Here is a 26,998-nt window from a genome sequence, read left to right as displayed (position 1 = left end):
TCGCTGGGATGACGAACGGAGTTTGAAATGGCTGATTACGACTACGACGTTCTTGTCATTGGTTCCGGCCCCGGCGGTTATGTCGCGGCTATCCGCGCTGCCCAGCTTGGGCTCAAGACCGCGTGCGCCGACGGCCGCGCGACGCTTGGCGGTACGTGCCTCAACGTCGGCTGTATCCCGTCGAAGGCGATGCTGCATGCGTCCGAATATTTTGATGCCGCGGCCAACGGCATGATGGCCAAGATGGGGATTGATGTGACCCCCAAGCTGAACCTGCCCGCGATGCACGCGCAGCGCATCGACGCGGTCAAGGGGCTGACCGGCGGCATCGAATTCCTGTTCAAAAAGAACAAGGTCGACTGGCTGAAGGGCTATGCCGCCTTCACCGGCAAGGACAGCGTCGAGATCGCGGGCAAGACCTATCGCGCCAAGAACATCATCATCGCCACCGGTTCGTCGGTGACCCCGCTGCCGGGCGTCGATGTCGACAACGACAAGCAGATCATCGTCGATTCGACCGGCGCGCTCGAACTGGCCAAGGTGCCGGATCATATGGTCGTCATCGGCGGCGGCGTGATCGGGCTCGAGCTGGGCAGCGTGTGGCGCCGCCTGGGCGCGAAGGTTACCTGCGTCGAATTTCTTGACCAGATCCTGCCCGGCATGGACGCCGATATCCGCAAGGATGCGAACCGCATCTTCAAGAAGCAGGGCATCGAATTCAAGCTGAAGACCAAGGTCACCGGCGCGGCGGTCAAGGGCAAGAAAGCCGTGCTGACGCTCGAACCCGCAGCAGGCGGCGACGCGGAAACGCTCGAAGCTGATGTCGTGCTGGTGTCGATCGGGCGGCGCCCGAACACCGACGGGCTGGCGCTCGACAAGGCGGGCCTTTCGGTCAACGCGCGCGGCCAGATCGAAACTGGTCATGATTTCGGCACCCAAGTGCCCGGCATCTGGGCGATCGGCGACGTCATTCCCGGCCCGATGCTCGCGCACAAGGCCGAGGACGAAGGCATCGCCTGCGCCGAAAATATCGCGGGCCAGACGGGCATCGTGAACCACGACGTCATCCCGTCGGTCGTTTACACCTGGCCTGAAATCGCCGGGGTCGGCCTGACCGAAGAGCAGGCGAGGGAAAGGGCCCAAAGTCCTGAAGGCATCAAGGTCGGCAAATTCCCGATGGCGGGCAACAGTCGCGCCAAGACCAACCATGAGCCCGACGGCTTTGTGAAGATCATCGCCGATGCCAAGACCGACCGCGTCTTGGGCGTCTGGTGCATCGCCAGCGTTGCCGGAACGATGATCGCGCAGGCGGCGCAGGCGATGGAGTTCGGCGCGACGTCCGAAGACATCGCCTACACCTGTCACGCGCACCCGACGCACAGCGAGGCAATCAAGGAAGCGGCAATGGCGGTGACGGGCAAGCCGATCCACGTCTGATCGGGATCACAGGGGGAGAGAGATTATGGCGAAGCATTGGCTCTGGGCAGCGGCTTCGCTGACCCTCTCCCTCACCGCGACGAGCGCGCAGGCGGCGCCCGACCTCAATGCCGCCAACGCGCGGCTGACCGCGCTGCTCGACAAAAATTATCCGGCGCTCGACGCGCTGTATCGCGATCTGCATCAGAACCCCGAACTCGGGATGCAGGAGGTGCGCACCGCGGGCATATTGGCGCAACAGCTGCGCAAGGCGGACTTCACCGTGACCGAAAAGGTCGGCGGCACCGGCGTCGTCGGCGTGCTGAAGAACGGCGACGGCCCGACGATCCTGATCCGCGCCGACATGGACGCGCTGCCGATGGAGGAAAAGACCGGCCTCGCCTGGGCGAGCAAGGCGCGGGCGACGTATGAGGGTAAGGATGTGCCGGTCATGCACGCGTGCGGCCATGACACCCACGTCGCCTATCTCGTCGGCGTCGCGCAGGCGCTCGCCGCGATGCGCGACAGCTGGTCGGGGACGGTCGTCCTGATCGGTCAGCCCGCAGAGGAGATATTGAAGGGCGCAAAAGCAATGCTCGACGACGGGCTGCTGACGCGCTTTCCCAAGCCCGATTATGGTTTTGCCGCGCATGTGCTGAACGGCCCGACGGGGACGGTGGGGATCAAGGCTGGCACCGCTTTCTCGGCCTCCGACAGTTATTCGATTACCTTTCACGGCCGCGGTGGTCATGGCTCGATGCCGTCGGCGGCGCTCGACCCGATCCCGATCGCGGCGCGCTTCGTCACCGATGTGCAGACCGTCATCAGCCGCGAAAAGGATCCTTATGCGTTCGGCGTGCTGACGATCGGCGCGATCAATGCGGGCAGCGCTCCCAACATCATTCCCGACAGCGCCGAGGTGAAGGTCAACATCCGCTCGCTGACCCCCGAGGTGCGCCAGTTGCTGCGTTCAGGCGCCGAGCGGTCGGCCAAGGCGGCGGCGATGATGGGCAATGCGCCCGAGCCGACGATCACCTATCTGACTGGCACCGCCAGCCTGGTGAACGATGAATCGATGGCCGCCAACGGCTTTGCAATCCTCAAGCCGGTGTTCGGCGAAAAATTGCTGTTCGCGCCCGCCAGCGCGCCGCCGGTATCGGCGAGTGAGGATTATTCGGAATTTGTCGGTGCGGGCATCCCGTCGCTCTATTTCGCGGTCGGCGGCTATGACCCCGCGGTGCTCGCCGATCTGAAGGCGAAGGGTCAGCCAATACCGACCAACCATTCGCCCTTCTTTGCCCCCCAGGCTGAGCCAGTGATCCGCGGGGCGGTTTCGGCGATCGTCCTGTCGGTCATCGGCGGGGTGCGGCCGGGGACGAAATAGGCGCCGATGTTCGATTTCGACAACGCGCTGATCGTCCGCCTGCTCGACCTGGCGGGTATCGGCGTGTTCGCGCTGTCGGGCGCGCTGATGGCGGTGCGGCTGCGCCAGACGCTCGTCACGGCGAGCTTCTTTGCGCTGCTCACGGGGGTTGGCGGCGGCAGTGTGCGCGATCTGCTGATCGGCGCTCCGGTGTTCTGGGTGCAGGACGAGGCGATTTCGGTGGTTTGCATTGCGATCGCGCTGATCGTCTGGTCGACGCCTGAGCGTTGGTGGCAGGGGCGCTTGCTCGAATGGGCCGATGCGGTCGGGCTCGCCGCGTACAGCGTGTTCGGAACTGCCAAGGCGATGGCGTGGGGCGTGCCGCCGATGCCCGCATTGCTGATGGGGGTAATCACCGGCTGCGTCGGCGGGATCATCCGCGACGTTTTGGCGGGAGTGCCGTCGATCATCGTGCGCCCCGAAATCTATGTTACCGCGGCGGCGCTGGCGTCGGGGCTGTTCCTGCTATTGCTGTGGCTCGGCGTCGGCACCCCGTTTGCGGCGGTGATCGGTGCGATTGCCGGCTTTGCCTTGCGCGGCGCGGCGATCCGCTGGTCACTCGCACTCCCTGCCTATCGCGATCCAAAAACCGGCGCTTAGGCGCCCGACTTGACGTTCGCGTCAACTGCGCCATGGTGCCGGAAATCGGCCAAAGGATTTCCGGCACCATGACCATCGCACAGACGACCGCCAACGGCATCAATATCGCCTATGAAGACAAGGGGCCGCGCGACGCGCCCGTGATACTGCTGGTGATGGGGCTGGGCGGGCAGCTGACATTGTGGCCCGACGAGTTCGTCGACGCGCTGAACACCCACGGATTTCGCACCGTCCGTTACGACAATCGCGACGTCGGGCTGTCGACGCGCTTCGAGGCGGCGGGGGTGCCGAACCTGAAATGGATGTTCGTGAAGGCGGCGATCGGCTTGCCGGTGCGCCCCGCCTATACGCTCGCCGACATGGCCGCCGACGGTATGGCGCTGCTCGATCATCTCGGGATCGACCGCGCGCATATCGTCGGGGCGTCGATGGGCGGGATGATTTCGCAGCATATCGCGGCGCGCTATCCCGATCGTACCCTGTCGCTGACCTCGATCATGTCGAGCACCGGCAACCGCCGCCTGCCGCGGGCGCGCAAGGAAGCAATGCAGGTGCTGGCGAACCGCCCGATGAGCGGCGATCCTGAGGATATGATCGCCTATTCAGTCCGCGCCGCGCGGGTGATCGGTAGTCCGGGTTACCCCGCGGCCGAGGAGCGATTACAGCGCCGCGTCCGTGCCGATTTCGAACGCGGCTGGTATCCGCAGGGCGTCGCGCGGCAGATGGCGGCGATCGTGGCCGATGGCGACCGGCGGGCGCTGCTGAAATCGATCACCGCGCCGACGCTGGTGGTGCATGGCGAGGATGATCCGCTGGTGCCGCTGGCCGCGGGACGGGACACCGCTGACAATATCACCGGGGCGCAGTTGCTGACGATCCCGGGCATGGGGCATGACCTGCCGCTCGCGCTGGTCGATACGCTGGCCGACGCAATTGCGGGGCATGCAAAGGCTGGGGTCGTCGCGGCGTAACGAACGCCCAGCTTTCAATGAGCGTCCTTGCGAGCGAAGCGGGCCGAAGGCGGCCGTAGGCCAACCAATCCAAGGCGGTTTACGCCACTCTGGATTGCCGCGTCGCTTCGCTCTTCGCAATGACGACGATTACTTCAGGAGCAGCGCCATCATCGCAAAGAACCCCTTCGCCTCGGCCTTGCCCGGACGCGGCACGGCGGGCAGATAGCCGCGGCAGTCGAGGCATGATGCCTGCACCGACCCGGTTTGGGTGAGCAGCGCCATATCCTGCATCAGCCGCCGTTCGGTCAGCTGGCGGTTCATTGCCGCGATGCCGAACCAGCCGCGCGGCGCGGCGGCGGTTTCTTCTTCGCCCTTGCCCCAGCTGGCGAGCATTTTCGAAAATGCGCTCGGCTCGTCCTCATAATATTTGGCGTGGAAGTCGCCATCGACCTTGGCGAGTTTCGCCGCCGCTGCCAGCGCGTCGGGCAGGCCGCCGAACTGATCGACCAGGCCCAGCTGGCGCGCGGTGCCGCCCGCCCATACGCGCCCTTCGGCGACTGCCTGAACCTTCTCCAGCGACTGTTTGCGGCTTTTCGCCACCAGCCCGGTGAAGCGGGCATAGACGTCCTCGACGCTCGCCTGCGCCAGCGCGTTGAACTCGTCGTTGACGCCGCCGAACACGTCGGGCTGTCCCGACAGCGGCGTCGTTGCGATGCCGTCGGCGGTGACCCCGATCTTGGCGAGCGCCTGATCGAAGCTGGGCAGGATGCCGAACACCCCGATGGATCCGGTGATCGTCTCGGGCTCGGCGAAGATGCGGTCAGCGGGGGTGGACACCCAGTAGCCGCCCGACGCCGCGACATTGGCCATCGACACGACGATCGGCAATTTCTTCGCCTTCGCGGCGAGCAAGGCCTGGCGAATTTCTTCGGACGCCAGAACCGACCCGCCGGGCGAATCGACGCGCAGGACAATCGCCTTGGTGCTGCTGTCGGACGCCGCGTCGAGGATATGCTGGGCGACGGTGGTGCCGCCAGCGATGCCGGTCGGCGCCTCGCCATCGACGATCTCGCCGACGACGGGGACAACCGCGATCGCGCTGCCCTTCAGTTCGGGCGGATTCGCGGCGACCCAGTTTTCGAGCGGGATCGCATTATATTCCCACGGCTTGCTGTCGTCATAAGCGCCGCTGATTTCGGCGACACGGGTGTTGAACGCCATGCGGCTGCCGAGCTTGTCGATCAACCCTGCGTCGAGCGATGCCTTGGACAGGTCATTGCCCGCCGCACGCACCGCGCCCGCGGTATCGGCAATATAGGCGTCGATCTTGGCCGCCGGACGCGCCTTTTTGACGTCGGTCAGCCAATTTTCCCACAGCACGCTGGCATAGGCGAGATTGGCTTCTTTCGCTTCGGGCGACTGATCGCTGCGCAGGAAGGGTTCGACCGCGCTTTTGAAGGTGCCGACGCGGTAGATGTTCGCGGTGATGCCCAAGCGGTCCATCAAGCCCTTGTAATAAAGCCGCGATCCGCCGGGGCCGGCGATCGCAACGCCGCCGATGCTGTCGGCCCACACTTCGCTGGCGTGCGATGCGATCTGGTAGCTGTCGGTGGTGTAGGCGGTGGCAAAGGCCAGCACCGGTTTTTTCTTGGCGCGAACCTTGTCGATTGCGCTGCCGATTTCGGCGAGCGAGACCTGCCCGCCGCCAAGGAACCGATCAAGGTCGAGGACGACCGAGGTCACGCGCTTGTCGTTCGCGGCGGTTTCGAGCGAATGAACGACATCGCGGACGCGGATTTCCTTGAGCTGATCGCTGCCCGACAATGCGGTGAAGGTATCGACTTCGGCAGGCTGTTCGCTGACCACGCCGTCAAGTTCGATCAGCAGCGCGCCTTCGCTGACCGGCAAGCCCGCGTTGGGGCGGCCGGCGAGGAGGCCGAACAGCGCGACGAAGAACAGCAGCAGGAAGATCAGCGCGAGCGCGTCCTTGATCCCGACGAGCAGATTCCACACTTTGCGCGGAAAGCTGGTCCTCGACCGCGGCTTGTCGTCGCCAGGGAGCGGGCGGCGCACGGGGATCGCCCAGGGGCCGGCGGGATCTTTCGGAGTGTTGGCGGTGGTTTCGGTCATGTCGCAGATCTAGGGATGCGGCTCGCCGTTGGCAATGCACGCTTCGACCGGCGGGTCATGTGGCCCTATCGGCGACATCACAGCCAGCCTTCGCGGCGGTACCAGCGCACGGTTTCGGCGAGCGCGTCGTCGGTTTCCCGCTCCGGGCGCCACAGATCGGCAGGCGGGTGCGCGCCCGCGGTCGCGACCCAGTCGGGGTGCGCGATATAGCGCGCGCGGTCGGGGGTCAGCTTGGCGCGGCCGCGGCGGACGAGTTTGTCGATCTGCCCACCCGCCTTGAGCACGGACCGTGGGATTGCGAGGGTCGAAACATGGCTGCGTCCCACCGCACGCCCGATCGCGCGGGCAAAGCTGCGGTGCGACCAGCCGGTGGGCTTGCCGTCGTCGGGTTCATAAACGGCACCAATGCTGGCATCGCGATCGGCGGCGAGCGCGACGAGCAGGCGCGCGAGGTCATCGACATAGATCGCCGACATGCGGCCGGTGGGCGGCAACAGCGCGATGCCGCGCCGTGCCATGCGGAACAGGTCGAGCATTTCGGTATCGCCCGGGCCGAAGACCGCGGGTGGGCGGACGATCGTCCAATCGAGGCCGCTGTCGCGCACAATGATTTCGGCGCGTTCCTTCGACCAGCCATAGTTGGAAAGGCCGGGCTCGCGCGCCGCCAGCGACGAGACATGGATGAAGCGTGTTACGCTGGCGCCGCGTGCGGCATCGATGACTTGGCGGGTCGCGGTGGCGTTGCCCGCCTCGAACGCAGCACGGGTCGGGACGTTGACCACCCCCGCAATGTGCATCACGACGTCGCTGCCCGCGGCCATTTCGGCAAGGCTGTCGGGCTTGTCGAGCGCGCCCGCGATCCAGGTCACGCCTGCGCGCTCGGGCTGGGGGCGGCGGGTGAGGGCTCGGACATGCCAGCCTTGCTCGACCGCTTGCCGCATCGTCGCGCCGCCGACGAAGCCGGTTGCCCCGGTCATCGCCAGGACAGTGGTCAAATTTCGATACTCCCCGCTCGCGGGGAGGTGGCAGCGGCGTAGCCGCTGACGCAGGGGGCGCGCGTGGGCGCGCGACGTTGAGCGAGGACGTCAAATCTCTCCACCACCGCTTCGCAGCGGTTCCCCTGCCCACAAGTGGGGAGGGTCTGGAAGTGGATTTTCACAGCAGCACCATATGGTCGCGGTGGACCATCGCGCTGCGCGGTGCATAGCCGAGCGCGGCTTCCTGCGCGTCGCGGCCGAGGCCGACAATCGTCGCAGCATCGGTTGCGGGATATTCGGAAAGCCCGCGCGCAATCACGACACCGTCAGAACCGACGATATCGAGGACGTCGCCGCGCGCGAAGCTGCCCGTTGCGGCCTGGACCCCGGCGGCGAGCAAGCTGGCGCCGCCGCGCAGCGCGCGGGCGGCTCCGGCGTCGATCGTCAGCCGCCCCTTGGCGGTCAGCCCGCCCGCGAGCCACGCCTTGCGCGCGTTGGCGCCTTTTTCGGCGACGAACAGGCTGTGCCGCGCGGCGATCGACAGCGGCCGGTCGATGCGTCCCGAGGCGATCGCGAGATGCGCGCCCGCGGCATTGGCGATGCGTGCCGCAGCGATTTTCGACACCATGCCGCCCGATCCCATGCCCGACGCCGATCCGGTGTCGGCCATCGCTTCGATCGCGGCATCGATGCGTTCGACCCGCTCGATATGATTGGCGCCCGGCAGTGCCGGGTTCTTGTCGTAAAGTCCGTCGATGTCGGACAGCAGCACGACACCGCCCGCCCCCGCCGCCTGCGCGACGCGCGCCGCCAGACGGTCGTTGTCGCCAAAGCGGATTTCCTCGGTTGCGACGCTGTCATTTTCGTTGATGATCGGCACGACGCCGAGGCTGAGCAGCCGGTCGAGCGTCGCCGCAGCATTCAGATAACGCCGCCGGTCCTCCAGATCGTCGAGCGTCACCAATATCTGGGCCGCGGTCAGCCCTTCAGCGGCCAGCACCTCGGCCCACACCTGCGACAGCGCAATCTGCCCGGTCGCCGCGGCCGCCTGCGCATCTTCCAAAGTGCCGCGCCCGCCCTTCGCCAGTCCCAGCCGCCGCGCGCCAAGTGCGATCGCGCCCGACGAAACGACGGCGACCTGCTGGCCGGCGCGGGTCCGTTCTGCAATGTCGGCGGCGATGCCCGCCAGCCAGTCACGCCGCACTGCACCATCGGGATCGACGAGCAGCGCCGACCCGATCTTGACGATCAGACGCGAACAGGTGGCGGGGGGGAACAGGCTCATCGCGCCGCCGATAGCGCGATGCACCGTCATCGCCAATGCGAATGTCATGATGGCGTCGGTTGACGTAATTTACTTCCAAGGTTGTCGTACTTGTCACTGCATCGACCCCGCAAGGACCGGACCGTCCGGGGCGACGCGAATGGCGGGGAAAGCGCGGCAGGTTGTTGTGGAGGTTATGTCACCGGAATGATGTAGGAAAACGCTATTTTTTGCGGGTGGGGATGTCAGTTTTGGGGTGGAAAGCTGCCGTCGCGCTGATAGTGAGGGTGGACGGAGAGCGAAGCGATGAGCGCCAAGAAAACCCGGATCATGTATATCGAAGACAAGTCGGCTGGCCTCAATGGCCCCGCGCGGATCGGTCGCATGACATTTTCCAAATCAGGCCAATCGATCCATTATCAGGGCCGCACTTTTCAGCGGTTGGGAGGTGACGGCTTCAAGGCCAACTACTTTGACGCTGAAACTGGTGACCAGTTTTGGATCTCCGGGCCGCGAAAGGATGGTCGGGACCGGCTATACCCCTCAAGTTCGAAGCCCGTCGAAATCGATGCCGACGTGCATGACGAATATTGGAAAGCCATTCGCGGCGAAGCTGTGGCGTATGGCCTTTGATGGTCGATTACGGCCGTCACGGCAGGCAAGCTGATTAGCGGCCGCCGCCGAAGGTGTAGCTGAGGGCAACACCGACCGACGGCTGGCTGCGGCTGCCGAGTTGGCGCGTCACCGGCGAGTCTGCCGAATCGCCGACCAGTCGATCATAGCGGCCATATACGGCCACGCCCCAGTTCCGCCCGAGCATTCGGTGATAGCCGGCGGTCACGCCGACCGACTGGATCCCGCCGTCGGTATCATAGGCGGGCAGGCCGGAGGTCGCGGCGGCGGCGGGGGTCACGCCGAAATAGGCGTTGGCGTATTTGGCATCGCCCAGCGTGACGCGCGGGCCGATCGAGAATAGCCAGTCGTCGCCCTCGCGCGCGATATAGTCCGCGCTCAATTCGCCGACCCAGCCTTTGTGGCCGCTCAGCGCCTTGCGGCCTTCGACGCGGACGCGAATTGCGGGCGTGAGGGACACCTGTGCAAAACCGCCGGCCTCGAACGAAAAGCCGACTTTGGGCAGGTCGGCGCCAATGTCGGCGGCGGTGCGTTTGCCGATGAAGCCCAGCGCCGGTCCGAAAGCAAAGTTTCCGGACTGAATGAGCGGTCCGCCAAAGCTCTCGTCGGCGGCCTCGAAGGTGAAGTCGGTTCCGGCGCGCTCGCGCGAGACATCGATATAGGGGCCGAACGACAGATCTTTCGATCCGGGCCATGACGGTGACAGTTGCGGCCCAAGGATAACGCGGGTGCGCTTTTCGGAGCCGCTGGCCGCTTCCTGCGCATCGGCAGGAAGAGCGGCGACTCCGAGAATGGGGGCAGCGCAGAGCAGAAACTTGATCGCACGATGGGGCGAGAACATCCGGAATTCCTTGTTGTTTATGCTACAAGGCGCGCGCCCCGTTTAGGTTCCTAAACCGGCGACCAGTCGGTCGTCTCTTCGCCCTCGTCGTTGCGCACGACGGGGCGTTTTTCAGGGCCGATGATTTCGAGCAGCTTGTCGAGGATCGCAGGCACACCCGCACCGCTCGCGCCCGACAGCGCCATCACCGGCGCGCCGCTGGCTTCGGCAAGCTCGGCCGACAGCGCCGCAACCAGTTCATCGTCGAGCGTGTCAATCTTGTTGAGCGCGACGATCACCGGCTTATCGATAAGATCGGCGCCATAGGCTTCAAGCTCGTCGCGGACGATGCGGTAGCTGGTGGCGACATCCTCGTCATTGGCGTCGACCAGATGGAGAAGCACGCGGCAGCGTTCGATATGACCGAGGAAGCGGTCGCCGACCCCGGCGCCGTCGGCGGCGCCTTCGATCAGGCCGGGGATGTCGGCGACGACAAACTCATTGCCCTTGTGACTGACCACCCCAAGTTGCGGGCGCAGGGTGGTAAAGGCGTAAGCGCCGACCTTCGCCTGCGCGTTGGTGACGCCGTTGATGAAGGTCGATTTGCCCGCGTTGGGCAGCCCGACTAGGCCCGCGTCGGCGAGCAGCTTGAGCCGCAGCCACACCCACTTCTCCTCGCCCGGCCAACCCGGGCCGTGCTGGCGCGGGGCGCGGTTGGTGCTCGTCTTGTACGATGCGTTGCCGCGCCCGCCATCGCCGCCGCGCAGGAAGACGAGCGTTTCGCCCTCCTTGGTCAGGTCGGCGAGCAGACTGCGGTCTTCGTCGTCGTCGAGGATCTGGGTGCCGATCGGCACCTGGATTACGAGGTCGGGGCCCCCCGCGCCGGTGCGATCGCGCCCCGCGCCGGGGGTGCCGCGCTTGGCCTTGAAATGCTGGGTGTAGCGAAAGTCGATCAGCGTGTTGAGCCCGGCGACGGCTTCAAAGATGATGTCGCCGCCCTTGCCGCCATTGCCGCCGTCGGGGCCGCCATATTCGACATATTTTTCGCGCCGGAAGCTGACTGCACCGGGGCCGCCGTCGCCGGACTTGATGTAGATTTTCGCTTGGTCGAGGAAATGCATGGGAAGCCTTTGGAGCGGAAGACATCGCGTTTCGCATCGCATGAAGCGGCGTCGGCGATGGTCCTTATTCATGTGGCGGCGTCACCTTGGCGACGTCGCTCGGCACGAACTATGTGATTGGGTTGCGCACCCCTTAGTCGCAGCGCGCCGAAATGGCCAGTTTTGTGATGCATCCGCGATCGGGTCGACGAAATGGGCTGGCGCAGCGCCAAGCCGACGCAACTTTACGGACGGCTGCTCGTTGGGTGGGTAAGGCATCGCACGATGCTTGCGCCAGAATTTTCCTGAAAGGATTTCAAATGTTTGACAACAAGAATGTCAGCACTCTCAATTCGCTGATCGCCACCACGCTCGATAGCGTCGATGGCTATCGCAAGGCCGCCGAAGAAGCCAACGCAGCGCAGTTTCGCGACCTCTTTCTCAACCGTGCCAATGAGCGCCAGACGATTGTCTCGGCGTTTCAGGCCAAGGTGCGCGAACTTGGCGGCAATCCCGAAGACGATGGCACCGTGCTCGCATCGGCGCACCGTGCGTTCCTGGGTTTGCGCGACGCGCTGACCGGCGATCGCGACGACGCAGCGGTTGTTGCCGAGGTCGAGCGCGGCGAGGATCACATCAAGGCGAAGTTTGAAAGCGCGCTGAAGGACGGCGATCTTGATCCGGCGGTGCAGCAGCTGATCCAGAGCAGCTTTGCCTCGGTCCGCGACGGCCATGACCAGATGTCGGCGCTCAAGCATCAGCTGAACGCCAGCTAAGACCTTCTCCCGCCCTCCCGGAGAAGTATGGAAACGGCGGTCCCGACATGCGGGGCCGCCGTTTCTATTTCGGTTTTTGCGCCGCCCAGAAGTTGGCGATGCGTCCGGTGATCAACTCGCACGCCAGCGCGCGCGCGGTGTCGCGCGGCAGGCCGAGCGCTTCAGCCATTGCGCCGCCGAGCTGTGCGTCGCCGAGCGCCATCAGCACCAGCGCCAGCGTGTCCTCATGCATCAGGCGCTTTTCGTGCGCGTCGGGCGCCATGCCGTCGATCAGCTTGTGGATCGCATCGACGATCGGGTCGAGTGCATCATCGTTGCCTGTCGCCGCCATCCACGTGGCGAGCGCTCCCGCGCCGCCGCTGTCGAACGCGTCAAACGCCAGGTCGACGATTTCGCGCACATTGCGTTCGCCCGGGGGCGATGCGGCCATTTTTTCGCCGATCGTCGCGCACACGGTTTCGGCGAGATAGGCGGCGAGCGCCTTTTGCAGCCCCGCCGCGCTGCCGAAGTGGTGGAGCAGATTGGCGTGGGTTCGGTCGATGCGTCCCGCGACCGCCTTCAGCGTCACCGCCGCCGGCCCGGTTTCGATCAAAATTTCGCGCGCGGCCTGCAGAGCAACGAACCGGCTCTCCTCAGGACTCAGACGCTTCTTCACTATTGACATGCTTGTAAGTAAACCCTAGATATTTCCCCATCGCCCCTTTTCGACGGTATGAACCATATGTCCAGCCTTTCCCTCTCCCCGACCCCCGCTGACCTGTCGATCACGCCGCGCGACATGCGCTTTGGCCGTGAGGACAAGCAGGGTCGCTGGTGGCTGAACGGCGACCCGATCGCGTCGGCTTTCCACACCGCGCTGTCGGTAACCTTCCCGCGCGGCGAGGCGATGTTCATCGAAGCGGTGAAGGCGCACCGCGGCGGCGTACCCGACAAGCTGGCGCGCGAAATCCGCGCCTTTACGCAGCAGGAAGTGATCCACAGCCGCGAGCATGTCGTGTTCAACAAGAAAGCGGCCGAAGCAGGTTACGACCTCAGCGAGTTGGAAGCCGACGTCAACCAAGTGCTCGACCTGATCAAGCAGCGCCCCCAGATCGTCAACCTGATGGCGACGATCGCGCTCGAACATTATACCGCGATGATGGCATCGGTGATGCTGCGCGACGAAAGCATGTATGCGGGCGCCGAGCCCGAATGGGCAGCGCTGTGGAAATGGCACGCAATCGAAGAGATCGAGCATAAGGGCGTCGCCTACGACACCTGGCTGCACGCGACCAAAGACTGGAGCCGGTTCAAGCGCTGGCGCGCCAAGTCGATCATGATGCTGCTCGTCACCAGCCGCTTCTGGCCGAAGCGGATCAAGGGCATGAAGAATCTGCTCAAGCAGGACGGGCTGACCGGCTGGCGCGTCACGGCGCGCATCTGGTGGTATCTGCTCGGGTCGCCGGGGGTGCTGCGCAAGAGCTTCCTGCCGTGGCTCAGCTATTTCCTGCCGGGTTTCCACCCGTGGAACCACGATGATCGCGCGCTGATCCAGAAATATGAAAGCGACTATGTCGACGCGGTCATGCCCACGCTGGCGTCGGGCCCGGATATGGTCGCCGCCGCGGCTTGAGAATCAGTCGTCGGTAGCGACGAGCGCCCGCGGTGCAATGCGGTAGCCCCAGACGCAGAGTCCGAGCATGAACAGGTTCGAGACGAGGTCGATCGCCATCAAACGCGTCATCACCGGCACGACGAACACGAAATAATAGTTGAACCAGAAAAAGGGCAGCAGCGCTGCGCCGTAGATGAGGAAGGTGCTGCGCGTCCAGCGGCTGAACGCGATGAACAGCCCGCCGAGCACCGCCTGCGCCCCGAAACAGCCCATCAAGAGCGCGCTCGTCGTACTGAGATGCTGATATTCGGGACTGATCCCCAGGCGTTCGACCATGTGCGGCGCAACCAGGCACCAGGCGCCGAGGATCAGAAAGGGAAGGGCGAGCAGGCGCTGCGGCCAGAGGGGCGTCAACATGACGCGATGTTATCAGTCCCGCGCACGCCCGCCAACGCCGGGCTGGACGCGCTGGCCGCGGTCCCATATCCCCCTGCGGGCGGAGGGGCCATGCAACCACAAATGACCGCTGCTGAAGTCACGCAGCTCGAGCTACAGTTGGCGGGGCTATCGTCGCTGCTCGAATTCGGCTGCGGCGGCAGTACGCTGGTCGCGGCGCGGCAGGTGCGGCGGATCGTCAGTGTGGACAGCGATCCCGCTTGGTTGGCCAAAGTGCAGGCGAACATTGCGGGCGAAGCGGTGGAGTTCACGCCGTTCCACGCCGACATCGGGACAGTCGGCGAATGGGGCTATCCAACCGACGAAAGTCGCCTGCGCGACTGGCCGCGGTATCACAGCCAGATCTGGCGCGGGATGAGCGGCAGCCCCGATGCGGTGCTGATCGACGGGCGCTTTCGCGTCGCGTGCCTGTTGCAGGCAATCATCCACTGCAAACCCGACTGCATCTTGCTGTTTCACGACTTTTCGGACCGGCCTCATTACCAGGTGGTTCTAAAGCATGTCGATGTGCTGGCGCGTGTCGATACGCTCGCAGTGATGCGGACGAAGGCGCAGGTCGATGGCACTGCCGTACTGCACGACCTGTTCGACCATTTTCTGAACCCCGATTGACCCGCCTGCCGCGCTTCGGCACATCCGCGCCATGCCTGTCGTCGCACCCGTCATCGAAACCACCCGCCTCCGCCTGCGCTCCGGGCGGCTGGCCGATAAGGATCATCATGTCGCCATGTGGGCCGATGGACGGGTCACGCGCTTTATCGGCGGCGAACCGCGCGCGCCCGATGTCAGCTGGGGGAAGTTTTTGAGCGCGGCCGGACTATGGCCGGTGATGGGCTTTGGTTATTGGGTATTCGCCGACAAGGCGACCGACGCGCTCGTCGGAATGGGTGGCCTGTCCTATTTCGGGCGCGGCATAGCCGAGCTGGAGGGCTTGCCCGAGGCAGGTTGGGCGTTTGACGCCGATCACTGGGGTGCCGGATTTGCGACCGAAGCTATGACAGCTGCATTGGGGTGGGCGGACGCCAACCTTGATGCGCCCGAGGTGCGGTGCATTATCGATCCCGGCAATGATGCGTCCGAGCGCGTCGCTGCCAAGCTGGGATTCCGGTGCATCGGCGAAAGCGATACGCTGGGGCATGTCGTGGCGATCTATTCTCGGAGGCGCGGCGGATCGCTTTAGCCCGGATTGCCAATGGCGATACGGACCAAATTTTCGCTTGGCGTTGCTAGCGTGTCCGTTCCCGTTCCAGAAATTCGCCGACGACTTTCAGTCCAAATTCGTCGGTGACGAAGCTCTGGCCGATGCCGCGGGTCAGAATCAGCGGCAATTTGCCGCCGCGCACCTTCTTGTCATGCGCCATATGCGCGGCCAGCGCCGCGCCGTCGGCTTCGACCCCCGCGCTTGCCAGATCGTTCGGCAAGCCGACCGCGGCGAGATGCGCGGCGACGCGGTCGGCATCGGCGCCCGGGCACAGACCTTGCACTGCCGAAAAACGGTGAGCGAGCGCCATGCCAGCGGCCACGGCCTCGCCGTGCAGCAGTTTGTCGGAATAGCCCGTCGCGGCCTCGAGCGCATGACCGAAGCTGTGGCCAAGGTTGAGCAATGCCCTGATGTCCTGCGTCTCGCGTTCGTCGGCGGCAACGATGCGGGCCTTCGCTGCGACGCTATGGGCGATCGCCTTGTGCCGGGCGGCGCTGTCGCCCGCGAGCAGCGCCCCGCCATGCGCTTCGCACCAGGCGAAGAAAGCGGCATCGTCGATCAAGCCATATTTGATCACTTCGGCATATCCTGCGGCCAAGTCGCGGCGCGGCAGCGTCTCGAGTGTCGTCGGATCGATCACGACCAGCGCGGGCTGGTGAAAAGCGCCGATCATATTCTTGCCCGCGGCGACGTTGATCGCGGTCTTGCCGCCGACGCTGCTGTCGACCTGCGCCAGCAATGTGGTTGGCACCTGGATGAATTGGCAGCCGCGCTTGACGATACTGCATGCGAAGCCGACAAGGTCGCCGATCACGCCGCCACCAAGCGCGATGACATGGTCGCTGCGTTCAATCCCTTCGCCGATCAGCCATTCGGTCAGGCGAGCGAGCCCGGCCCAGCTTTTCGTCGCTTCGCCGGGGTCGAGGACGAAGGACGAAAAGGAGATATTCTCCATCGCCAGCGCGGTGCCGAGGGGGACCAGATAATGATCGGCGACATGGGCATCGGTGACGATCATCGTCCGCGGGCGTTTCAATAATGGCGCGACATGCTCGCCGATGCTGCGGATCAGCCCGTCGCCAATCAGGATCGGATAACTGCGGGCGCCAAGGTCAACGGTCAGCTGTTCCATTGCGGATCTTCCCATTTTGACAGCGCCTCCAGTATCGCGCGCACGGTGTGATCGTGCGGGGTGCTCGCCGAACTGATGCGCAGATGCGCCTCGGCATAGATCGGGTTGCGGACCGCCGCCAGTTCGCGCAGCACCTCGGCAGGGTCGCGGTTCTTGAGCAGGGGGCGGTGGCTGCGGCGCCCGACGCGCTCAACCAATGTCGCGATGTCGGCATCGAGCCAGATGCACAGGCTGTCCCGCAGGATCAGCGCACGTGTATCGGGGTTAATGAACGCGCCGCCGCCGGTCGCCAGAACCATCGGTTTGCCCGCGAGCATGCGCGCGATCACCCGCCGCTCGCCGTCGCGAAAATGCGCTTCGCCAAAACGTTCGAAAATGTCGGCGATCGTCATCCCGGCGGCGCGTTCGATTTCGTCGTCGGCGTCGGCGAAACGCATTCCGAGCCGCCCCGCAAGGCGGCGGCCTACAGTGGATTTGCCTGACCCCATCAATCCGACAAGCACGATCGACCGGTCGCGGATCGATGTGGGATTGGCAGCAGCCGGGCTTTTCGGGTTTCGCGACATGGTGCGCGGGGCTATACCGCCCGGGACGCGCGGAACAACGGTTTTCGCCGATCAACGAAGGCCCGTTCAATCGGGCGCGAAGGATTGAGGTGGACGTGGCCGACAAGATTGGCGAAAGCGCAGCGCGATGACGAAAAAACTGCTGACGCTGACCTTCGCCCTGTCGGGTACTGCGCTGGCCGCCGCGCTGGTGCTGCCCGCGCTCGCGCAGGAATCGCTGCTGCCCGAAGGCTTTGGCAATCCTGCCGACACCCCGGCGCCGCGCCCCACGCCAACGCCGTCGCAAACCCCCGCGCCGACATCGGCACCGAAAAACGGCACGACCCCACCGCCTGTCACCTCCACGGTGGGCGCCACCGACACTGCCGGAACGGCCGCCGACGCCGCTGACGAAGAGGGCGAAGACGGCGAAGAGGTCAGCCCTGGCACGCTGAAATACGACCTACCGCCGGGCGCCCGCCGCCTGCTGACCCGCATCGGGCCGCTGACTCCCGAAACCGGCGGACTCGCTCCCGATGCCTTTGGCGTGCGTGGCCAATATGCCGCGGCAATCATGCGCCGCACCAACGGCCAGTTTGCGTCGCGCTGGGGCCAGATCCTGCTTCGCCGCGCTCTCGTTTCGGCAATCGACACCCCCGATACGATTAACGGCGCCGATCTGGCCGCCGATCGTGCATCGCTGCTTTTGCGGATGGGCGAATCGATCGCGGCCCGCTGGATCGTCCAGGCGGTCGATTATGATCGCGCGAGCCCGCGCCTCGTGGCTACGGCGCAGCAGACCTATCTGGCCAACGCCGATCCGGCAGGGATGTGTCCGTATGTTCCGGCGGGTTTGGCCCATGGCGACGAGCAGGCATGGCGGCTGGCGTCGGCGATCTGTTCGGGCTTGTCGGGCGAGGCGGGGCCGGCGGGCTGGGCGATCGGGCGCGTCCGGTCGAGCGGCAAGATTTCGAATTTCGACATATTGCTTACCGAACGTGTGCTCGGCGCAACCGGCAGCGGGCGCCGCTCGACGACGATCGAATGGGATAATGTCGACCGGCTGACCAGCTGGCGGTTCGGGATGGCGACCGCGACGGCGGTCCCCGTCCCCGAACCCGTTCGCACGTCGGCCCCGGCCAATATGAAGGGCTGGACGGTGCTCGCGCCGATGACCGAAATGGCGAATCGCGTCGCTGCGGCGCCCGAGGCGGCGGCGCGCGGCGTGCTGTCGAGCGAAGCCTATGTGTCTTTGCTGAGCGCGGCGGCGAGTGAGGAAGAGCCCGCGGAGGCACTTGCGGCGCAGACCGACCAGTTGCGGGCGGCCTTTGGTGCGGCCGATGGCGGTGAACGCCATGCCGCGATGCAAGGGCTTTGGGGTGCTGGAACAACACCCGTGCAGAGCTACGCCGCGATGGTTTCGACCGCGCGCGCCGCCGCCGCATTGCCAGTGAGCACCGATGTCGGGAGCGATCCCTGGCAATTGCTGGGGTCGATGCTGGCTGGCGGTTACGACGTCAATGCCATCGCTTGGGTGCCGAAGGTGACGGTGGGCAGCCGCGCGTGGGGCGTGCTGGCGGTCGGGTCGCCGCGGCCGCTCAACGGCACGACGGCTGGCACCGTCGGGCAGTTTTCGGGCGATGACGATAGCGCCGGCTATCTGCGCTCGAAATTTCTGCTCGCCGGACTGGCGGGCCTCGGGCGGATCGAAACGGGTGCTGCGGCGTCGGCGGCGAGCGATCTCGAAGTCGATCTGGGCAAGCAGACGCGGTGGTCGCGCGCGATCATGGCGGCCGCCGAGCGGCGCGAGCCGGGCATGGTGGCGTTGCTCGCCGCCGCCGGAATGCAGGGCGAATGGTCGAAAGTGCCGCCCTATCATCTCTATTATATCGTCCGCGCGCTGCGCGAGGTGGGGCTGGCGTCCGAAGCGCGGATGATCGCCGCCGAAGCGCTGGTGCGTGTCTGAGTCTGAGCGGTCGATGGCGCAGTCAGACGATGTCTGACGGGGCAGCGATCGACCGTTTTCTGGAGATGATGGCCGCCGAGCGCGGCGCGGCGCGAAACACGCTCGCCGCCTATCGCCGCGATCTGGAGCAAGCGGCCGAATGGATCAAAGGCCCGATCGCCGATGCGGACGTCGCGGCGCTGCGCCGATTGATGGCAGATTATCAGTCGCTTGCGGCTAGCAGCGCGGCGCGCAAACTGTCGGCGCTGCGGCAGTTCTTTGCCTTCCTGCTCGACGAAGGCGACCGCGCCGACAATCCCGCGCTCGATATTGCACGGCCGACGACGCGCCGCCCGCTGCCGCGCATTTTGACCCATGAGCATGTCGAGCGGCTGTTCGCGCAGGCCGAAGAGGACGCTGCAGGCGAAGCGCCGCCTGCGCGCGCGGTGCGGATGCTGTTGCTGCTCGAACTTCTCTATGGTTCGGGGCTGCGCGCGAGCGAGTTGGTGGCACTGCCGCGGCGCGCGATCGCGGGCGAGCGCGAGTATCTGATCGTGCGGGGAAAGGGCGACAAGGAGCGGCTGGTTCCGTTGTCGGATCGGGCGCGCGGCGCGCTCGACCGGTGGGTTCCGCTGCTGGCGTACGGTTCGCTCTGGCTGTTCCCGTCGGGCAAAAGCCATGTCTCGCGCGTCCGGTTGTTCCAGATGCTGCGCGATCTGGCGGCCCGCGCGGGGATCGATCCGATCGCGGTCAGCCCGCATGTGCTGCGCCACGCCTTTGCCACCCATTTGCTGGAGGGCGGGGCGGACCTTCGCGCATTGCAGCTGATGCTGGGCCATGCCGACATCGCGACGACCGAGATCTATACCCATGTCGACAGCCGGCGCCTCGTCGAACTGGTCAATCGCCGCCACCCGCTCGCGCACATGGACGCCCGACCGGAGTCGCCAGACGTTGACGTTGCGGCGCCATCGGCTTAGCGGTCCGACGATGACAGCCTTTCTGGACTTCGAAAAACAGGTCGCCGCGCTCGATCGGCAAATTGCCGAATTGCGCGAGATGGGGGACGACCCCACGCTCAATATCGACAATGACATCGCGCGGCTGGAGGATAAGTCCTCGAAATTGCTGCGCGATATCTACACCAAGCTGACGGCCTGGCAAAAAACGCAGGTCGCGCGCCATCCCGACCGCCCGCATTTCAAACATTACGTCGCCGAGATGTTCGACGACTGGATGCCGCTCGCCGGCGACCGCAACTTCGGCGACGATCAGGCGATTTTGGGCGGGCTGGCGCGCTTTCGCGGCCGCCGCGTGATGGTGATCGGCCATGAAAAGGGCGACGATATCCCGTCGCGGATGAAGCATAATTTCGGGATGGCCAAGCCCGAGGGCTATCGCAAGGCGATCCGCCTGATGCAGCTCGCGGACCGTTTTGGCCTGCCGGTGATCACGCTGGTCGATACCTCGGGCGCCTTTCCGGGCATCCAAGCCGAAGAACGCGGTCAAGCCGAAGCGATCGCGCGCTCGACCGAACAATGTCTGGCGCTCGGCGTGCCGATGGTTGCGGCGATCGTCGGTGAAGGCGGCTCGGGCGGCGCAATCGCGCTCGCTGCCGCGAACCGCGTGCTGATGTTCGAACACGCCGTTTATTCGGTGATTTCACCCGAAGGTTGCGCGTCGATCCTGTGGCGGACGTCGGACAAGGCGGCCGATGCTGCGGCGGCGATGAAGATGTCGGCGCAGGATCTGCTCGGGCTGAAGATCATCGATCGCATCGTTCCCGAACCCGTCGGCGGGGCGCATCGCGATCCCGACATGGCGATTGCCGCGCTCGGCGATGCGATCGCACAGGAACTCGACAGCCTGTCTGGTATGCCGCGCGACGCAGTCCTTGCCGCGCGTGAGGAGAAATTCCTCGCAATGGGGCGCGCCTGACGCGCCGCAATAGCGGAACCCGATCGCGGGGATTAGCGTTCATCGTCAAGATACTGGCCGCGTCGCTGGCAAGCCGCGGGCGCGCCACGGCTTGCCTCGTGGCGAATAGGGGATATTCCTTGGGTAACGAACGGCATGTGGGAGGCGCAGCGATGAGCAAAATCAAGAAAAACAGCCTGGCAATCAAGCTGGCGGCGACGGCGGCGCTCGGCAGTCTCGCTTTGACCGGCGTTGCCGACGCTCAGCTCAAAGCGATCAAGACGGCGACCAACATTTCGCCGTCCGAACGCAAGCAGGGCGATGAAGCGCATCCGCAGCTGATGGCCGAATTTGGCGGTGCGTATAACGGCCCGCAAGCGGCCTATGCCGTCCGCGTCGGACAGAATATCGCGCTGCAATCGGGGCTGTCGAATGCGCGCAGCGATTTTACCGTCACTTTGCTCAACTCGCCCGTGAACAACGCCTTCGCGATCCCCGGCGGCTATGTCTATGTCACGCGCCAGTTGATGGCGCTGATGAACGACGAGGCCGAACTCGCCGGGGTACTGGGGCATGAGGTCGGTCATGTCGCCGCGCAGCACAGCAAAAAGCGCCAGTCGGCGGCGACGCGTAATCAGATTCTGGGAGTGCTGGGCGCCGTACTCGGCGGCGCAATCGGCGACAGCGGCGGCGTGATTGGCGGACTCGGTGGCCTGCTCCAGAATAACGCGATGCGGGTCGCACAGTTTGCAACGCTGGGCTTTTCGCGTAGCCAGGAATTACAGGCCGACCAGCTCGGCGTTCAATATCTACGCAGCGCGGGGTACGACCCGCTGGCGCTCTCGACGATGCTCGCGAGTCTCGCCAACCAGACCAATCTTGATGCGCGGCTGTCGGGCGGCGACGCACGGTCGCTGCCGGCGTGGGCGAGCACGCACCCCGACCCCGCCTCGCGCGTCCGCAACGCTCAAACGCTGGCGAGCCGTGTCGGCGGCACCGGCGGCGTGCGGAATGCCGACGCCTTCCTCGCCGCCATCGACAATGTCCTTTACGGTGACGATCCGGCGCAGGGCGTCGTCGAAGGTAACCAGTTTCTACACCCCGATCTGCGTCTGCGTTTTGAAGTGCCGCGCGGATACGGCATGCAGAATGGTACCACCGCGGTGTCGGTCAGCGGCAATGGCGGGCAAGCCCAGTTCACCACCGGACCCTACAGCGGCGACATGAATGCCTATATCGCCGCCGCGTTTAAATCGGTCGCGGGCAATTCGGCAATCAGCCCCAGTGCGGTCCAGCGGACGACGGTGAATGGGCTTCCTGCCTTTTATTCGACGGCGCGCGTCGCCAGCCAGTCGGGGCAGGTCGATGTGACGGTTTTCGCGTATGAGTTTTCGCGGAGCAGTGCGTTTCACTTCGTTACGTTGACGAAGGCGGGCGGCACCGGCGTGTTCAACCCGATGTTCAACAGCGTCCGGCGGCTGAGTGCGGCCGAAGCGGCGGCGATCAGGCCGCGGCGGATCGATGTGGTGACGGTAGGGCGCGGCGACACGATGGCCAGCTTGGCGCGGCGCATGGCGTACAATGATTATCAGGCCGAGCGGTTTCAGGTGCTTAACCGGCTGACCGCATCGAGCCGGTTGACGCCGGGGCAGAGGGTCAAGATCGTCGTGTACGCCAGCCGGTAAGACATCGGACGCAAAAAAGGGCGGTGTTGCCACCGCCCTTTTCTCTTTTCCTTTCCGACCGCAAATCCGGTCGGCCGTTTTTATTAGGTCGTCTTCAGTCCGTTATCCACCTTCTGGAAGGTGCTTTCGACGCTGTTGCCAACCGCGCCCATGGCCGTGATGCCGGCGACGGCGATCAGAGCGGCGATCAGGCCGTATTCAATGGCGGTAGCGGCCTTGGTATCGCGGACGAACTTTTTGATGAACTTCATGACTGGTCTCCTGATTTCACTTACCCTGTTGACGGTCTGGTCTGGGTCAACACTGACTGGTTTAAGGCGAATAGGTTTTGAAAATCTTAATGACGGAACCAGGATAAATCGTCGCCGGGTTCCCATAATCGGACAGTGGATCACATGACGTTTGTCGCAGACGTCGAAACTTTGTCCCACATTGTCGTGGTAGAATTACCGACCTCGGTGATAGTGCTGACGGCGGCAAGAAATATGAGGGCCAGTATCAGCCCATATTCGACGGCTGTGGCGGCCCTGGTCGACCGCATCAGCCTGTAAAGATTGCGCATTGTTCCACCCCTGACTGAAATATAGTTCCCGAGGATGCCCATGTTCGCACAGGAAGGTTAACAATTTGTCCGTCGCCAACCCGGGAAAACCGCCAAAAAGTGACCTGGTCGTAGTTGCCGCCGCGCTCGTCGATCGCGACGGTCGCCTGCTTGTCCAACAGCGGCCCGACGGATTGCCAATGGCCGGGCTATGGGAGTTTCCGGGCGGCAAGATCGAGCCGGGTGAGACGCCAGAACAGGCGCTGATCCGCGAACTCGCCGAAGAATTGGGCATTGATGTCGAACAAGCCTGCCTCGCGCCCGCCTGCTTTGCGAGCGACATGCTGGGGGATCGGCACCTGCTCTTGTTGCTATATGTTTGTCGTAAATGGCGCGGTACGCCTCTCGCACGACATGCGAGCGCGCTCCGCTGGGTGCGCCCGGTCGACCTTTACGGACTGGCCATGCCGCCAGCGGATAAGCCGCTGATCGGTCTGCTCGAAGCGTTGATTTAGGCTTTGGGCTTCAGCGCTGCGGCGAGCGAGGCTTTGCCGCTGCCGCGCCGGGCCGGCTGTGGCTGGTCCGGATGGGGCGCCCAGCCGCTGAAATGGACGAGGCGAAAGCTTTCGGCGACGCGGCCGTCGGCGTCGGCCTGTGCGGCAAAGGCAGCCGTGATGCTGGCAATTTCCGTACGGGTCAGCGGTGGTGGCGCCGGGTCAAGCCGACTCGCCATGCCGCCCGCCCTGAGATCGCGGACCAATGCCAGCCAGTCGCCATAGCGAACGGTCAGCGCCTCGACATCGACGACGGGCAGGGTAAAGCCGACGCGTTGGAGCAGATTGCCGATCGCCGAAAGGTCGATCTGCGGGTGCATCCGGGCGATGGTGCGCACGCCGTCGGCCATGACCGCGCGGCGCAAGCGCGGCAGGCTGCCGTCCCCCACAAAAACGCCGAGGAGAAGTCCATCCGGAGCGAGCAAGGCACGCAGTCGGACAAGCGCGCCGGGAACATCGTTGAGGCTGTCGAGCCCGCCCGGCCAGACGACAAGGTCGAAGCTGGCAAAAGGCAGGTCGATGCTGTCCGCTTCGCAAACCATTGCGCCAGTAAGGGCCGCCAGACGCGGTCCGGCTTCGACAATCGTCAGCTCATGGGCAATGCCGCGCAAGTGCGCCGTCAGCGCCGGATCATGCGCGCCGATCAACAGGATACGCGAAAACGCGCGCGTCACCATCGCTAGCCGGTCTACGATCGTCTCGGCGATGACCGGCGCCAGAAAATTGGCCGAGGCTGGTACGTTCACCATCCGGTCGCGCTGGGCACGATGGCGCGCGGACGAAAAGAGCGGGCGTGGCGAATGCGACATGCGCCGCTTGTGCCGCCGCAGAGGATGCGGCACAAGTCGTCGATGGCGGCAATAATGGGTGATGTCGAAGAAAATGCGGCGGCGACGGCGCGTTGGTCGTGCCACCTACGCGCCGTAGTGGGACCATCGCCGACTATGCACTACTCCCACGCCGCCCCGGCTGCGGCGTCAGTGTCGGCGAGGACCGGCAGTTTTGCTGACCTGCTGGACAGCGCTTGATTTTTCGATGGCCCGGCCTGCTCGCATTGCTCGAACCATTATGCTCAGGGTGTTGCGGCGCAGCGAAGCGAAACGGGTGGCGGCTCTCACATGGGCGCGCGTCGTTCCCGACGCACTGATGACAAGCAACATATTTGACTTTGCCTCGTTGGATTCCGATATGTCCGACCACATCATGACAGGATAGCCGCATGGCAAAGATCGAAGTATTTACAAAATTCCTCTGCCCCTATTGCTCGCGTGCGAAAGCGCTGCTCGATCGCAAGGGCGCCGAATATCAGGAAATCGACGTGACGATGGATCGCGCAGGGTTCAATGCGATGGTCGAGCGTGCGGGGGGAGCACGCACGGTTCCGCAAATCTTTATCGACGGCAAACATATCGGCGGCAGCGACGACATGGCGGCGCTTGACGCGCGCGGCGGGCTCGACTCGCTGTTGGGGATCGCCTGACCTTGATCGTTTTCGATCTTTGCTGCGCTGCCGGAGATCATCGTTTCGAAGCGTGGTTCGCGAGCAGCGACGCCTTTGCCGACCAGCAGGCGCGCGGGCTGATCGGCTGCCCGGTGTGTGGCGACAGCGATGTGAAAAAAGCTGTGATGGCTCCGCGCGTGGGCGCCAAGTCGAACCAGTTGACAGTCAAAGCGTCGACCAGTCCGAACAATGCCGCGACAGCGGGCGAAATTTCGCCCGAACTGGTACGCAAAGTCATAGCCGAAATTGCAGCGAAACAGGCCGAGATGCTACCCCGATCGCGCTGGGTCGGGCGCGATTTTGCAAACGCGGCGCGCGCGATGCACGAAGGCCGCACAGCAGAGGATCTGATCCACGGCCAGGCTTCGCCGCAGGAGGCGCAGGCGCTGCGCGACGACGGGATCCCGGCGATGCCCTTGCTCGTGCCAATCGTCCCGCCCGACGCGGTAAATTGATCCGGCCCAATTGACGCTGCGCGTGCGGCGCCGCTACACGAGCCGCGGCGCACCCGTAGCTCAGCAGGATAGAGCATCAGATTCCTAATCTGGGGGCCACAGGTTCGAATCCTGTCGGGTGCACCATTTCTCACATGTTTTGAACGATTTGTGGATGCTCCATTGACGGGCACCAAATTATGATTGTTCCATCGAGCACAGTTTGAGCACAATTCGTTAGGCGCACGCGAATATTGCCGCGTCAAATCCGGATTTGATAAGCTCATGTCTGATGAGACTTTGACTGGAAAATCCGACCATGAAATTGACCGACAACCTGTGCCGAACCGCGAAAGCGAACGGCCGCTATCAAGACTTCAGTGACCCCGGCACGCCTCTAACCTTCCGCGTGAAGGTCAACGGGGAAAAGCTGTTTCTCTGGCGTGGCCGGATCGGCGGCAAGCAAACACAACGCGTAATCGGCAGCTATCCTGTCAATCGGCGTGCAAACGGGACCCCCTATCGGCGCGCAAAAGGGACCCCCTTACACGATGGCGCAAGGTTGATCGGACACGCGCCGTTGCGCTGCGCGCGGCGTAGGGAGGGCGGAGCCCGACCGGAGGCGCGCGCAGCGCAAAGCATCTCTTATTCGGAAGTCAGCGGGGGCGATCAGCTGCGGTTTTTTAAAGCGCCAGCTGTCATTGCCGGTCTCGACGATATCGCAATGATGAGTGACACGATCGAGGAGCGCGGTGGTCATCTTGGGATCGCCGAACACCGTTGGCCACTCCCCGAACGCGAGGTTGGTGGTGATGATAACGCTGGTCTGCTCGTAGAGCTTGCTGACCAGATGGAACAGCAGTTGGCCGCCTGAGCGGGCGAACGGCAGATATCCCAGTTCGTCGAGCACGACCAGGTCGAGGCGGGATAGCTGGGCGGCGAGAGCGCCGCTCTTGCCGATTCTGGCCTCCTCTTCGAGGCGGGTCACCAGATCGACGGTGTTGAAGTAGCGGCCTCGCGCACCCGAGCGAACGACATTGGCGGCGATGGCGATGGCAAGGTGGGTTTTGCCGGTGCCCGTGCCGCCGACCAGGACGATGTTGCGCCGAGCGGGCAGGAACGCGCCGCTGTGAAGCGAACGCACCAGGCCTTCATTGATCGGTGTGCCCTCGAACCGGAACGCATCGATATCCTTCACGACCGTCAGCCTGGCGGCCGCCATCCGGTATCGGATCGAGGCAGCATGGCGATGTGTTGCTTCCGCGCGCAGAAGGTCGGTCAGTATCTCCATCGTGGTGCGCTGGCGCTGAAGGCCGGTGGTGACCGCATCGTCGAACGCGCCCGCCATGCCCTTGAGCCCAAGCCCGCGCATCGCCTCGATCATGTCATGCCGCTGCATCG

Annotated in this window: 27 protein-coding genes, 1 tRNA gene and 1 pseudogene; 17 read left to right on the top strand and 12 right to left on the bottom strand. The window is 64.6% G+C overall.

Translation table 11 applies throughout. The features are described 5' to 3' along the window. Positions 1 to 27: 27 nt before the first annotated feature. From lpdA to CDQ92_RS20220, 4 genes are all read left to right on the top strand, one after another. Positions 28 to 1,437 (top strand): dihydrolipoyl dehydrogenase, encoded by a 1,410-nt coding sequence (gene lpdA, locus CDQ92_RS20235; RefSeq protein WP_088444072.1) that lies wholly within the window; start codon positions 28 to 30, stop codon positions 1,435 to 1,437. A gap of 25 nt (positions 1,438 to 1,462) precedes the next feature. Next, positions 1,463 to 2,800, top strand: a complete 1,338-nt coding sequence (locus tag CDQ92_RS20230; RefSeq protein WP_088444071.1) for an amidohydrolase — start codon at positions 1,463 to 1,465, stop codon at positions 2,798 to 2,800. A 6-nt stretch (positions 2,801 to 2,806) separates the two neighbouring features. After that, positions 2,807 to 3,439: a trimeric intracellular cation channel family protein gene (locus CDQ92_RS20225; protein WP_088444070.1), complete on the top strand. Its 633-nt coding sequence runs from the start codon at positions 2,807 to 2,809 to the stop codon at positions 3,437 to 3,439. A 68-nt stretch (positions 3,440 to 3,507) separates the two neighbouring features. After that, positions 3,508 to 4,410 carry an alpha/beta fold hydrolase gene (locus CDQ92_RS20220; RefSeq protein WP_088444097.1) on the top strand — a complete coding sequence of 301 codons (903 nt, stop codon included), beginning with the start codon at positions 3,508 to 3,510 and terminating at the stop codon, positions 4,408 to 4,410. Between the two features lie 129 nt (positions 4,411 to 4,539). On the opposite strand, the gene sppA is transcribed toward CDQ92_RS20220, so the two are convergent. From sppA to proB, 3 genes are all read right to left on the bottom strand, one after another. Further along, entirely contained in the window at positions 4,540 to 6,522 is a 1,983-nt protein-coding gene (gene sppA / locus CDQ92_RS20215; protein ID WP_088444069.1) for a signal peptide peptidase SppA, read from the bottom strand. A 77-nt stretch (positions 6,523 to 6,599) separates the two neighbouring features. Continuing rightward, a complete protein-coding gene (locus tag CDQ92_RS20210) occupies positions 6,600 to 7,499 on the bottom strand; it encodes an NAD-dependent epimerase/dehydratase family protein (RefSeq protein ID WP_088444068.1) in 900 nt (299 codons plus the stop codon). Positions 7,500 to 7,677: 178 nt separating this feature from the next. After that, positions 7,678 to 8,784 carry a glutamate 5-kinase gene (gene proB, locus CDQ92_RS20205; RefSeq protein WP_088444096.1) on the bottom strand — a complete coding sequence of 369 codons (1,107 nt, stop codon included), beginning with the start codon at positions 8,782 to 8,784 and terminating at the stop codon, positions 7,678 to 7,680. Between the two features lie 285 nt (positions 8,785 to 9,069). On the opposite strand from proB, the gene CDQ92_RS20200 reads away from it, so the two are divergent. Then, positions 9,070 to 9,396 (top strand): 1-deoxy-D-xylulose-5-phosphate synthase, encoded by a 327-nt coding sequence (locus CDQ92_RS20200; protein ID WP_088444067.1) that lies wholly within the window; start codon positions 9,070 to 9,072, stop codon positions 9,394 to 9,396. A gap of 34 nt (positions 9,397 to 9,430) precedes the next feature. Here the strand turns inward: CDQ92_RS20200 and CDQ92_RS20195 are convergent, their stop codons facing one another. Together CDQ92_RS20195 and obgE are read right to left on the bottom strand one after the other, a co-directional pair. Further along, positions 9,431 to 10,237: a MipA/OmpV family protein gene (locus CDQ92_RS20195; RefSeq protein ID WP_088444066.1), complete on the bottom strand. Its 807-nt coding sequence runs from the start codon at positions 10,235 to 10,237 to the stop codon at positions 9,431 to 9,433. Positions 10,238 to 10,287: 50 nt separating this feature from the next. Next, entirely contained in the window at positions 10,288 to 11,337 is a 1,050-nt protein-coding gene (gene obgE, locus CDQ92_RS20190; RefSeq protein WP_088444065.1) for a GTPase ObgE, read from the bottom strand. Between the two features lie 299 nt (positions 11,338 to 11,636). On the opposite strand from obgE, the gene CDQ92_RS20185 reads away from it, so the two are divergent. Continuing rightward, positions 11,637 to 12,092: a PA2169 family four-helix-bundle protein gene (locus CDQ92_RS20185; RefSeq protein ID WP_088444064.1), complete on the top strand. Its 456-nt coding sequence runs from the start codon at positions 11,637 to 11,639 to the stop codon at positions 12,090 to 12,092. A gap of 64 nt (positions 12,093 to 12,156) precedes the next feature. On the opposite strand, the gene CDQ92_RS20180 is transcribed toward CDQ92_RS20185, so the two are convergent. Next, a complete protein-coding gene (locus tag CDQ92_RS20180; protein WP_088444063.1) occupies positions 12,157 to 12,756 on the bottom strand; it encodes a TetR/AcrR family transcriptional regulator in 600 nt (199 codons plus the stop codon). A 57-nt stretch (positions 12,757 to 12,813) separates the two neighbouring features. On the opposite strand from CDQ92_RS20180, the gene CDQ92_RS20175 reads away from it, so the two are divergent. After that, complete coding sequence (locus CDQ92_RS20175; protein ID WP_088444095.1) at positions 12,814 to 13,704, top strand: metal-dependent hydrolase; 891 nt, start codon at positions 12,814 to 12,816, stop codon at positions 13,702 to 13,704. A 3-nt stretch (positions 13,705 to 13,707) separates the two neighbouring features. Here the strand turns inward: CDQ92_RS20175 and CDQ92_RS20170 are convergent, their stop codons facing one another. Continuing rightward, positions 13,708 to 14,103: a hypothetical protein gene (locus CDQ92_RS20170; RefSeq protein ID WP_088444062.1), complete on the bottom strand. Its 396-nt coding sequence runs from the start codon at positions 14,101 to 14,103 to the stop codon at positions 13,708 to 13,710. A gap of 102 nt (positions 14,104 to 14,205) precedes the next feature. Here CDQ92_RS20170 and CDQ92_RS20165 point away from each other — a divergent pair, with 102 nt between their 5' ends. Continuing rightward, the gene (locus CDQ92_RS20165) at positions 14,206 to 14,754 is read left to right on the top strand and encodes a hypothetical protein (protein WP_229667010.1); all 549 of its coding nucleotides are present in this window, start codon (positions 14,206 to 14,208) and stop codon (positions 14,752 to 14,754) included. Positions 14,755 to 14,785: 31 nt separating this feature from the next. Beyond that, entirely contained in the window at positions 14,786 to 15,322 is a 537-nt protein-coding gene (locus CDQ92_RS20160) for a GNAT family N-acetyltransferase (protein WP_088444061.1), read from the top strand. 46 nt (positions 15,323 to 15,368) lie between these two features. Here CDQ92_RS20160 and aroB read toward each other — a convergent pair whose 3' ends face one another. After that, positions 15,369 to 16,475: a 3-dehydroquinate synthase gene (gene aroB / locus CDQ92_RS20155; protein WP_088444060.1), complete on the bottom strand. Its 1,107-nt coding sequence runs from the start codon at positions 16,473 to 16,475 to the stop codon at positions 15,369 to 15,371. Further along, positions 16,463 to 17,041 (bottom strand): shikimate kinase, encoded by a 579-nt coding sequence (locus CDQ92_RS20150; RefSeq protein ID WP_088444059.1) that lies wholly within the window; start codon positions 17,039 to 17,041, stop codon positions 16,463 to 16,465. The genes aroB and CDQ92_RS20150 overlap by 13 nt, the downstream gene beginning before the upstream one ends. 127 nt (positions 17,042 to 17,168) lie before the next feature. Between CDQ92_RS20150 and CDQ92_RS20145 the strand changes: the two genes are divergently transcribed. The 4 genes from CDQ92_RS20145 (at position 17,169) to CDQ92_RS20130 (ending at position 22,567) form a co-directional block, all read left to right on the top strand. After that, on the top strand, positions 17,169 to 18,986 hold the full coding sequence (locus CDQ92_RS20145) for a hypothetical protein (RefSeq protein WP_088444058.1): 1,818 nt from the start codon (positions 17,169 to 17,171) through the stop codon (positions 18,984 to 18,986). A gap of 29 nt (positions 18,987 to 19,015) precedes the next feature. Then, a complete protein-coding gene (locus CDQ92_RS20140) occupies positions 19,016 to 19,945 on the top strand; it encodes a tyrosine recombinase (protein WP_088444057.1) in 930 nt (309 codons plus the stop codon). Positions 19,946 to 19,955: 10 nt separating this feature from the next. Continuing rightward, a complete protein-coding gene (locus CDQ92_RS20135) occupies positions 19,956 to 20,903 on the top strand; it encodes an acetyl-CoA carboxylase carboxyltransferase subunit alpha (protein WP_088444056.1) in 948 nt (315 codons plus the stop codon). 152 nt (positions 20,904 to 21,055) lie between these two features. Next, the gene (locus CDQ92_RS20130; protein ID WP_088444055.1) at positions 21,056 to 22,567 is read left to right on the top strand and encodes a M48 family metalloprotease; all 1,512 of its coding nucleotides are present in this window, start codon (positions 21,056 to 21,058) and stop codon (positions 22,565 to 22,567) included. A gap of 83 nt (positions 22,568 to 22,650) precedes the next feature. On the opposite strand, the gene CDQ92_RS20125 is transcribed toward CDQ92_RS20130, so the two are convergent. Further along, the gene (locus tag CDQ92_RS20125; protein ID WP_088444054.1) at positions 22,651 to 22,818 is read right to left on the bottom strand and encodes a Flp family type IVb pilin; all 168 of its coding nucleotides are present in this window, start codon (positions 22,816 to 22,818) and stop codon (positions 22,651 to 22,653) included. 376 nt (positions 22,819 to 23,194) lie between these two features. Here CDQ92_RS20125 and CDQ92_RS20115 point away from each other — a divergent pair, with 376 nt between their 5' ends. Next, a complete protein-coding gene (locus CDQ92_RS20115; RefSeq protein WP_088444053.1) occupies positions 23,195 to 23,623 on the top strand; it encodes a (deoxy)nucleoside triphosphate pyrophosphohydrolase in 429 nt (142 codons plus the stop codon). Here CDQ92_RS20115 and CDQ92_RS20110 read toward each other — a convergent pair. Further along, complete coding sequence (locus tag CDQ92_RS20110) at positions 23,620 to 24,471, bottom strand: class I SAM-dependent methyltransferase (RefSeq protein WP_158213918.1); 852 nt, start codon at positions 24,469 to 24,471, stop codon at positions 23,620 to 23,622. The two genes, CDQ92_RS20115 and CDQ92_RS20110, sit on opposite strands and share 4 nt — an antisense overlap. A gap of 410 nt (positions 24,472 to 24,881) precedes the next feature. Between CDQ92_RS20110 and grxC the strand changes: the two genes are divergently transcribed. The 3 genes from grxC to CDQ92_RS20095 all read left to right on the top strand — a co-directional run bounded on the left by grxC (position 24,882) and on the right by CDQ92_RS20095 (position 25,744). Beyond that, positions 24,882 to 25,142 carry a glutaredoxin 3 gene (gene grxC, locus CDQ92_RS20105; protein WP_088444052.1) on the top strand — a complete coding sequence of 87 codons (261 nt, stop codon included), beginning with the start codon at positions 24,882 to 24,884 and terminating at the stop codon, positions 25,140 to 25,142. 2 nt (positions 25,143 to 25,144) lie between these two features. After that, positions 25,145 to 25,618, top strand: a complete 474-nt coding sequence (locus CDQ92_RS20100) for a DUF1178 family protein (protein WP_088444051.1) — start codon at positions 25,145 to 25,147, stop codon at positions 25,616 to 25,618. Between the two features lie 49 nt (positions 25,619 to 25,667). Further along, positions 25,668 to 25,744: transfer RNA gene (locus CDQ92_RS20095), tRNA-Arg, on the top strand. 535 nt (positions 25,745 to 26,279) lie between these two features. Here CDQ92_RS20095 and istB read toward each other — a convergent pair. Further along, a pseudogene (gene istB, locus CDQ92_RS20090) lies at positions 26,280 to 26,996 on the bottom strand (IS21-like element helper ATPase IstB); the annotation flags it as partial. Positions 26,997 to 26,998 lie beyond the last annotated feature (2 nt).

Source organism: Sphingopyxis bauzanensis, from assembly GCF_002205675.1.
Taxonomy (GTDB): domain Bacteria; phylum Pseudomonadota; class Alphaproteobacteria; order Sphingomonadales; family Sphingomonadaceae; genus Sphingopyxis; species Sphingopyxis bauzanensis.
This window is presented reverse-complemented; position numbering and strand designations above follow the sequence as displayed.

Coding starts and splice junctions, on each gene's coding strand:
- CDQ92_RS20165 (WP_229667010.1), top strand. CDS start 14,206: ATGACCGCTGCTGAAGTCACGCAGCTCGAGCTACAGTTGGCGGGGCTA.
- aroB (WP_088444060.1), bottom strand. CDS start 16,475: ATGGAACAGCTGACCGTTGACCTTGGCGCCCGCAGTTATCCGATCCTG.
- CDQ92_RS20175 (WP_088444095.1), top strand. CDS start 12,814: ATGTCCAGCCTTTCCCTCTCCCCGACCCCCGCTGACCTGTCGATCACG.
- CDQ92_RS20220 (WP_088444097.1), top strand. CDS start 3,508: ATGACCATCGCACAGACGACCGCCAACGGCATCAATATCGCCTATGAA.
- lpdA (WP_088444072.1), top strand. CDS start 28: ATGGCTGATTACGACTACGACGTTCTTGTCATTGGTTCCGGCCCCGGC.
- CDQ92_RS20145 (WP_088444058.1), top strand. CDS start 17,169: ATGACGAAAAAACTGCTGACGCTGACCTTCGCCCTGTCGGGTACTGCG.
- sppA (WP_088444069.1), bottom strand. CDS start 6,522: ATGACCGAAACCACCGCCAACACTCCGAAAGATCCCGCCGGCCCCTGG.
- CDQ92_RS20130 (WP_088444055.1), top strand. CDS start 21,056: ATGAGCAAAATCAAGAAAAACAGCCTGGCAATCAAGCTGGCGGCGACG.
- CDQ92_RS20110 (WP_158213918.1), bottom strand. CDS start 24,471: ATGTCGCATTCGCCACGCCCGCTCTTTTCGTCCGCGCGCCATCGTGCC.
- CDQ92_RS20125 (WP_088444054.1), bottom strand. CDS start 22,818: ATGAAGTTCATCAAAAAGTTCGTCCGCGATACCAAGGCCGCTACCGCC.
- CDQ92_RS20160 (WP_088444061.1), top strand. CDS start 14,786: ATGCCTGTCGTCGCACCCGTCATCGAAACCACCCGCCTCCGCCTGCGC.
- CDQ92_RS20180 (WP_088444063.1), bottom strand. CDS start 12,756: ATGTCAATAGTGAAGAAGCGTCTGAGTCCTGAGGAGAGCCGGTTCGTT.
- CDQ92_RS20230 (WP_088444071.1), top strand. CDS start 1,463: ATGGCGAAGCATTGGCTCTGGGCAGCGGCTTCGCTGACCCTCTCCCTC.
- CDQ92_RS20150 (WP_088444059.1), bottom strand. CDS start 17,041: ATGTCGCGAAACCCGAAAAGCCCGGCTGCTGCCAATCCCACATCGATC.
- CDQ92_RS20170 (WP_088444062.1), bottom strand. CDS start 14,103: ATGTTGACGCCCCTCTGGCCGCAGCGCCTGCTCGCCCTTCCCTTTCTG.
- CDQ92_RS20200 (WP_088444067.1), top strand. CDS start 9,070: ATGAGCGCCAAGAAAACCCGGATCATGTATATCGAAGACAAGTCGGCT.
- CDQ92_RS20195 (WP_088444066.1), bottom strand. CDS start 10,237: ATGTTCTCGCCCCATCGTGCGATCAAGTTTCTGCTCTGCGCTGCCCCC.
- CDQ92_RS20225 (WP_088444070.1), top strand. CDS start 2,807: ATGTTCGATTTCGACAACGCGCTGATCGTCCGCCTGCTCGACCTGGCG.
- obgE (WP_088444065.1), bottom strand. CDS start 11,337: ATGCATTTCCTCGACCAAGCGAAAATCTACATCAAGTCCGGCGACGGC.
- grxC (WP_088444052.1), top strand. CDS start 24,882: ATGGCAAAGATCGAAGTATTTACAAAATTCCTCTGCCCCTATTGCTCG.
- CDQ92_RS20185 (WP_088444064.1), top strand. CDS start 11,637: ATGTTTGACAACAAGAATGTCAGCACTCTCAATTCGCTGATCGCCACC.
- proB (WP_088444096.1), bottom strand. CDS start 8,784: ATGAGCCTGTTCCCCCCCGCCACCTGTTCGCGTCTGATCGTCAAGATC.
- CDQ92_RS20135 (WP_088444056.1), top strand. CDS start 19,956: ATGACAGCCTTTCTGGACTTCGAAAAACAGGTCGCCGCGCTCGATCGG.
- CDQ92_RS20210 (WP_088444068.1), bottom strand. CDS start 7,499: ATGACCGGGGCAACCGGCTTCGTCGGCGGCGCGACGATGCGGCAAGCG.
- CDQ92_RS20140 (WP_088444057.1), top strand. CDS start 19,016: ATGTCTGACGGGGCAGCGATCGACCGTTTTCTGGAGATGATGGCCGCC.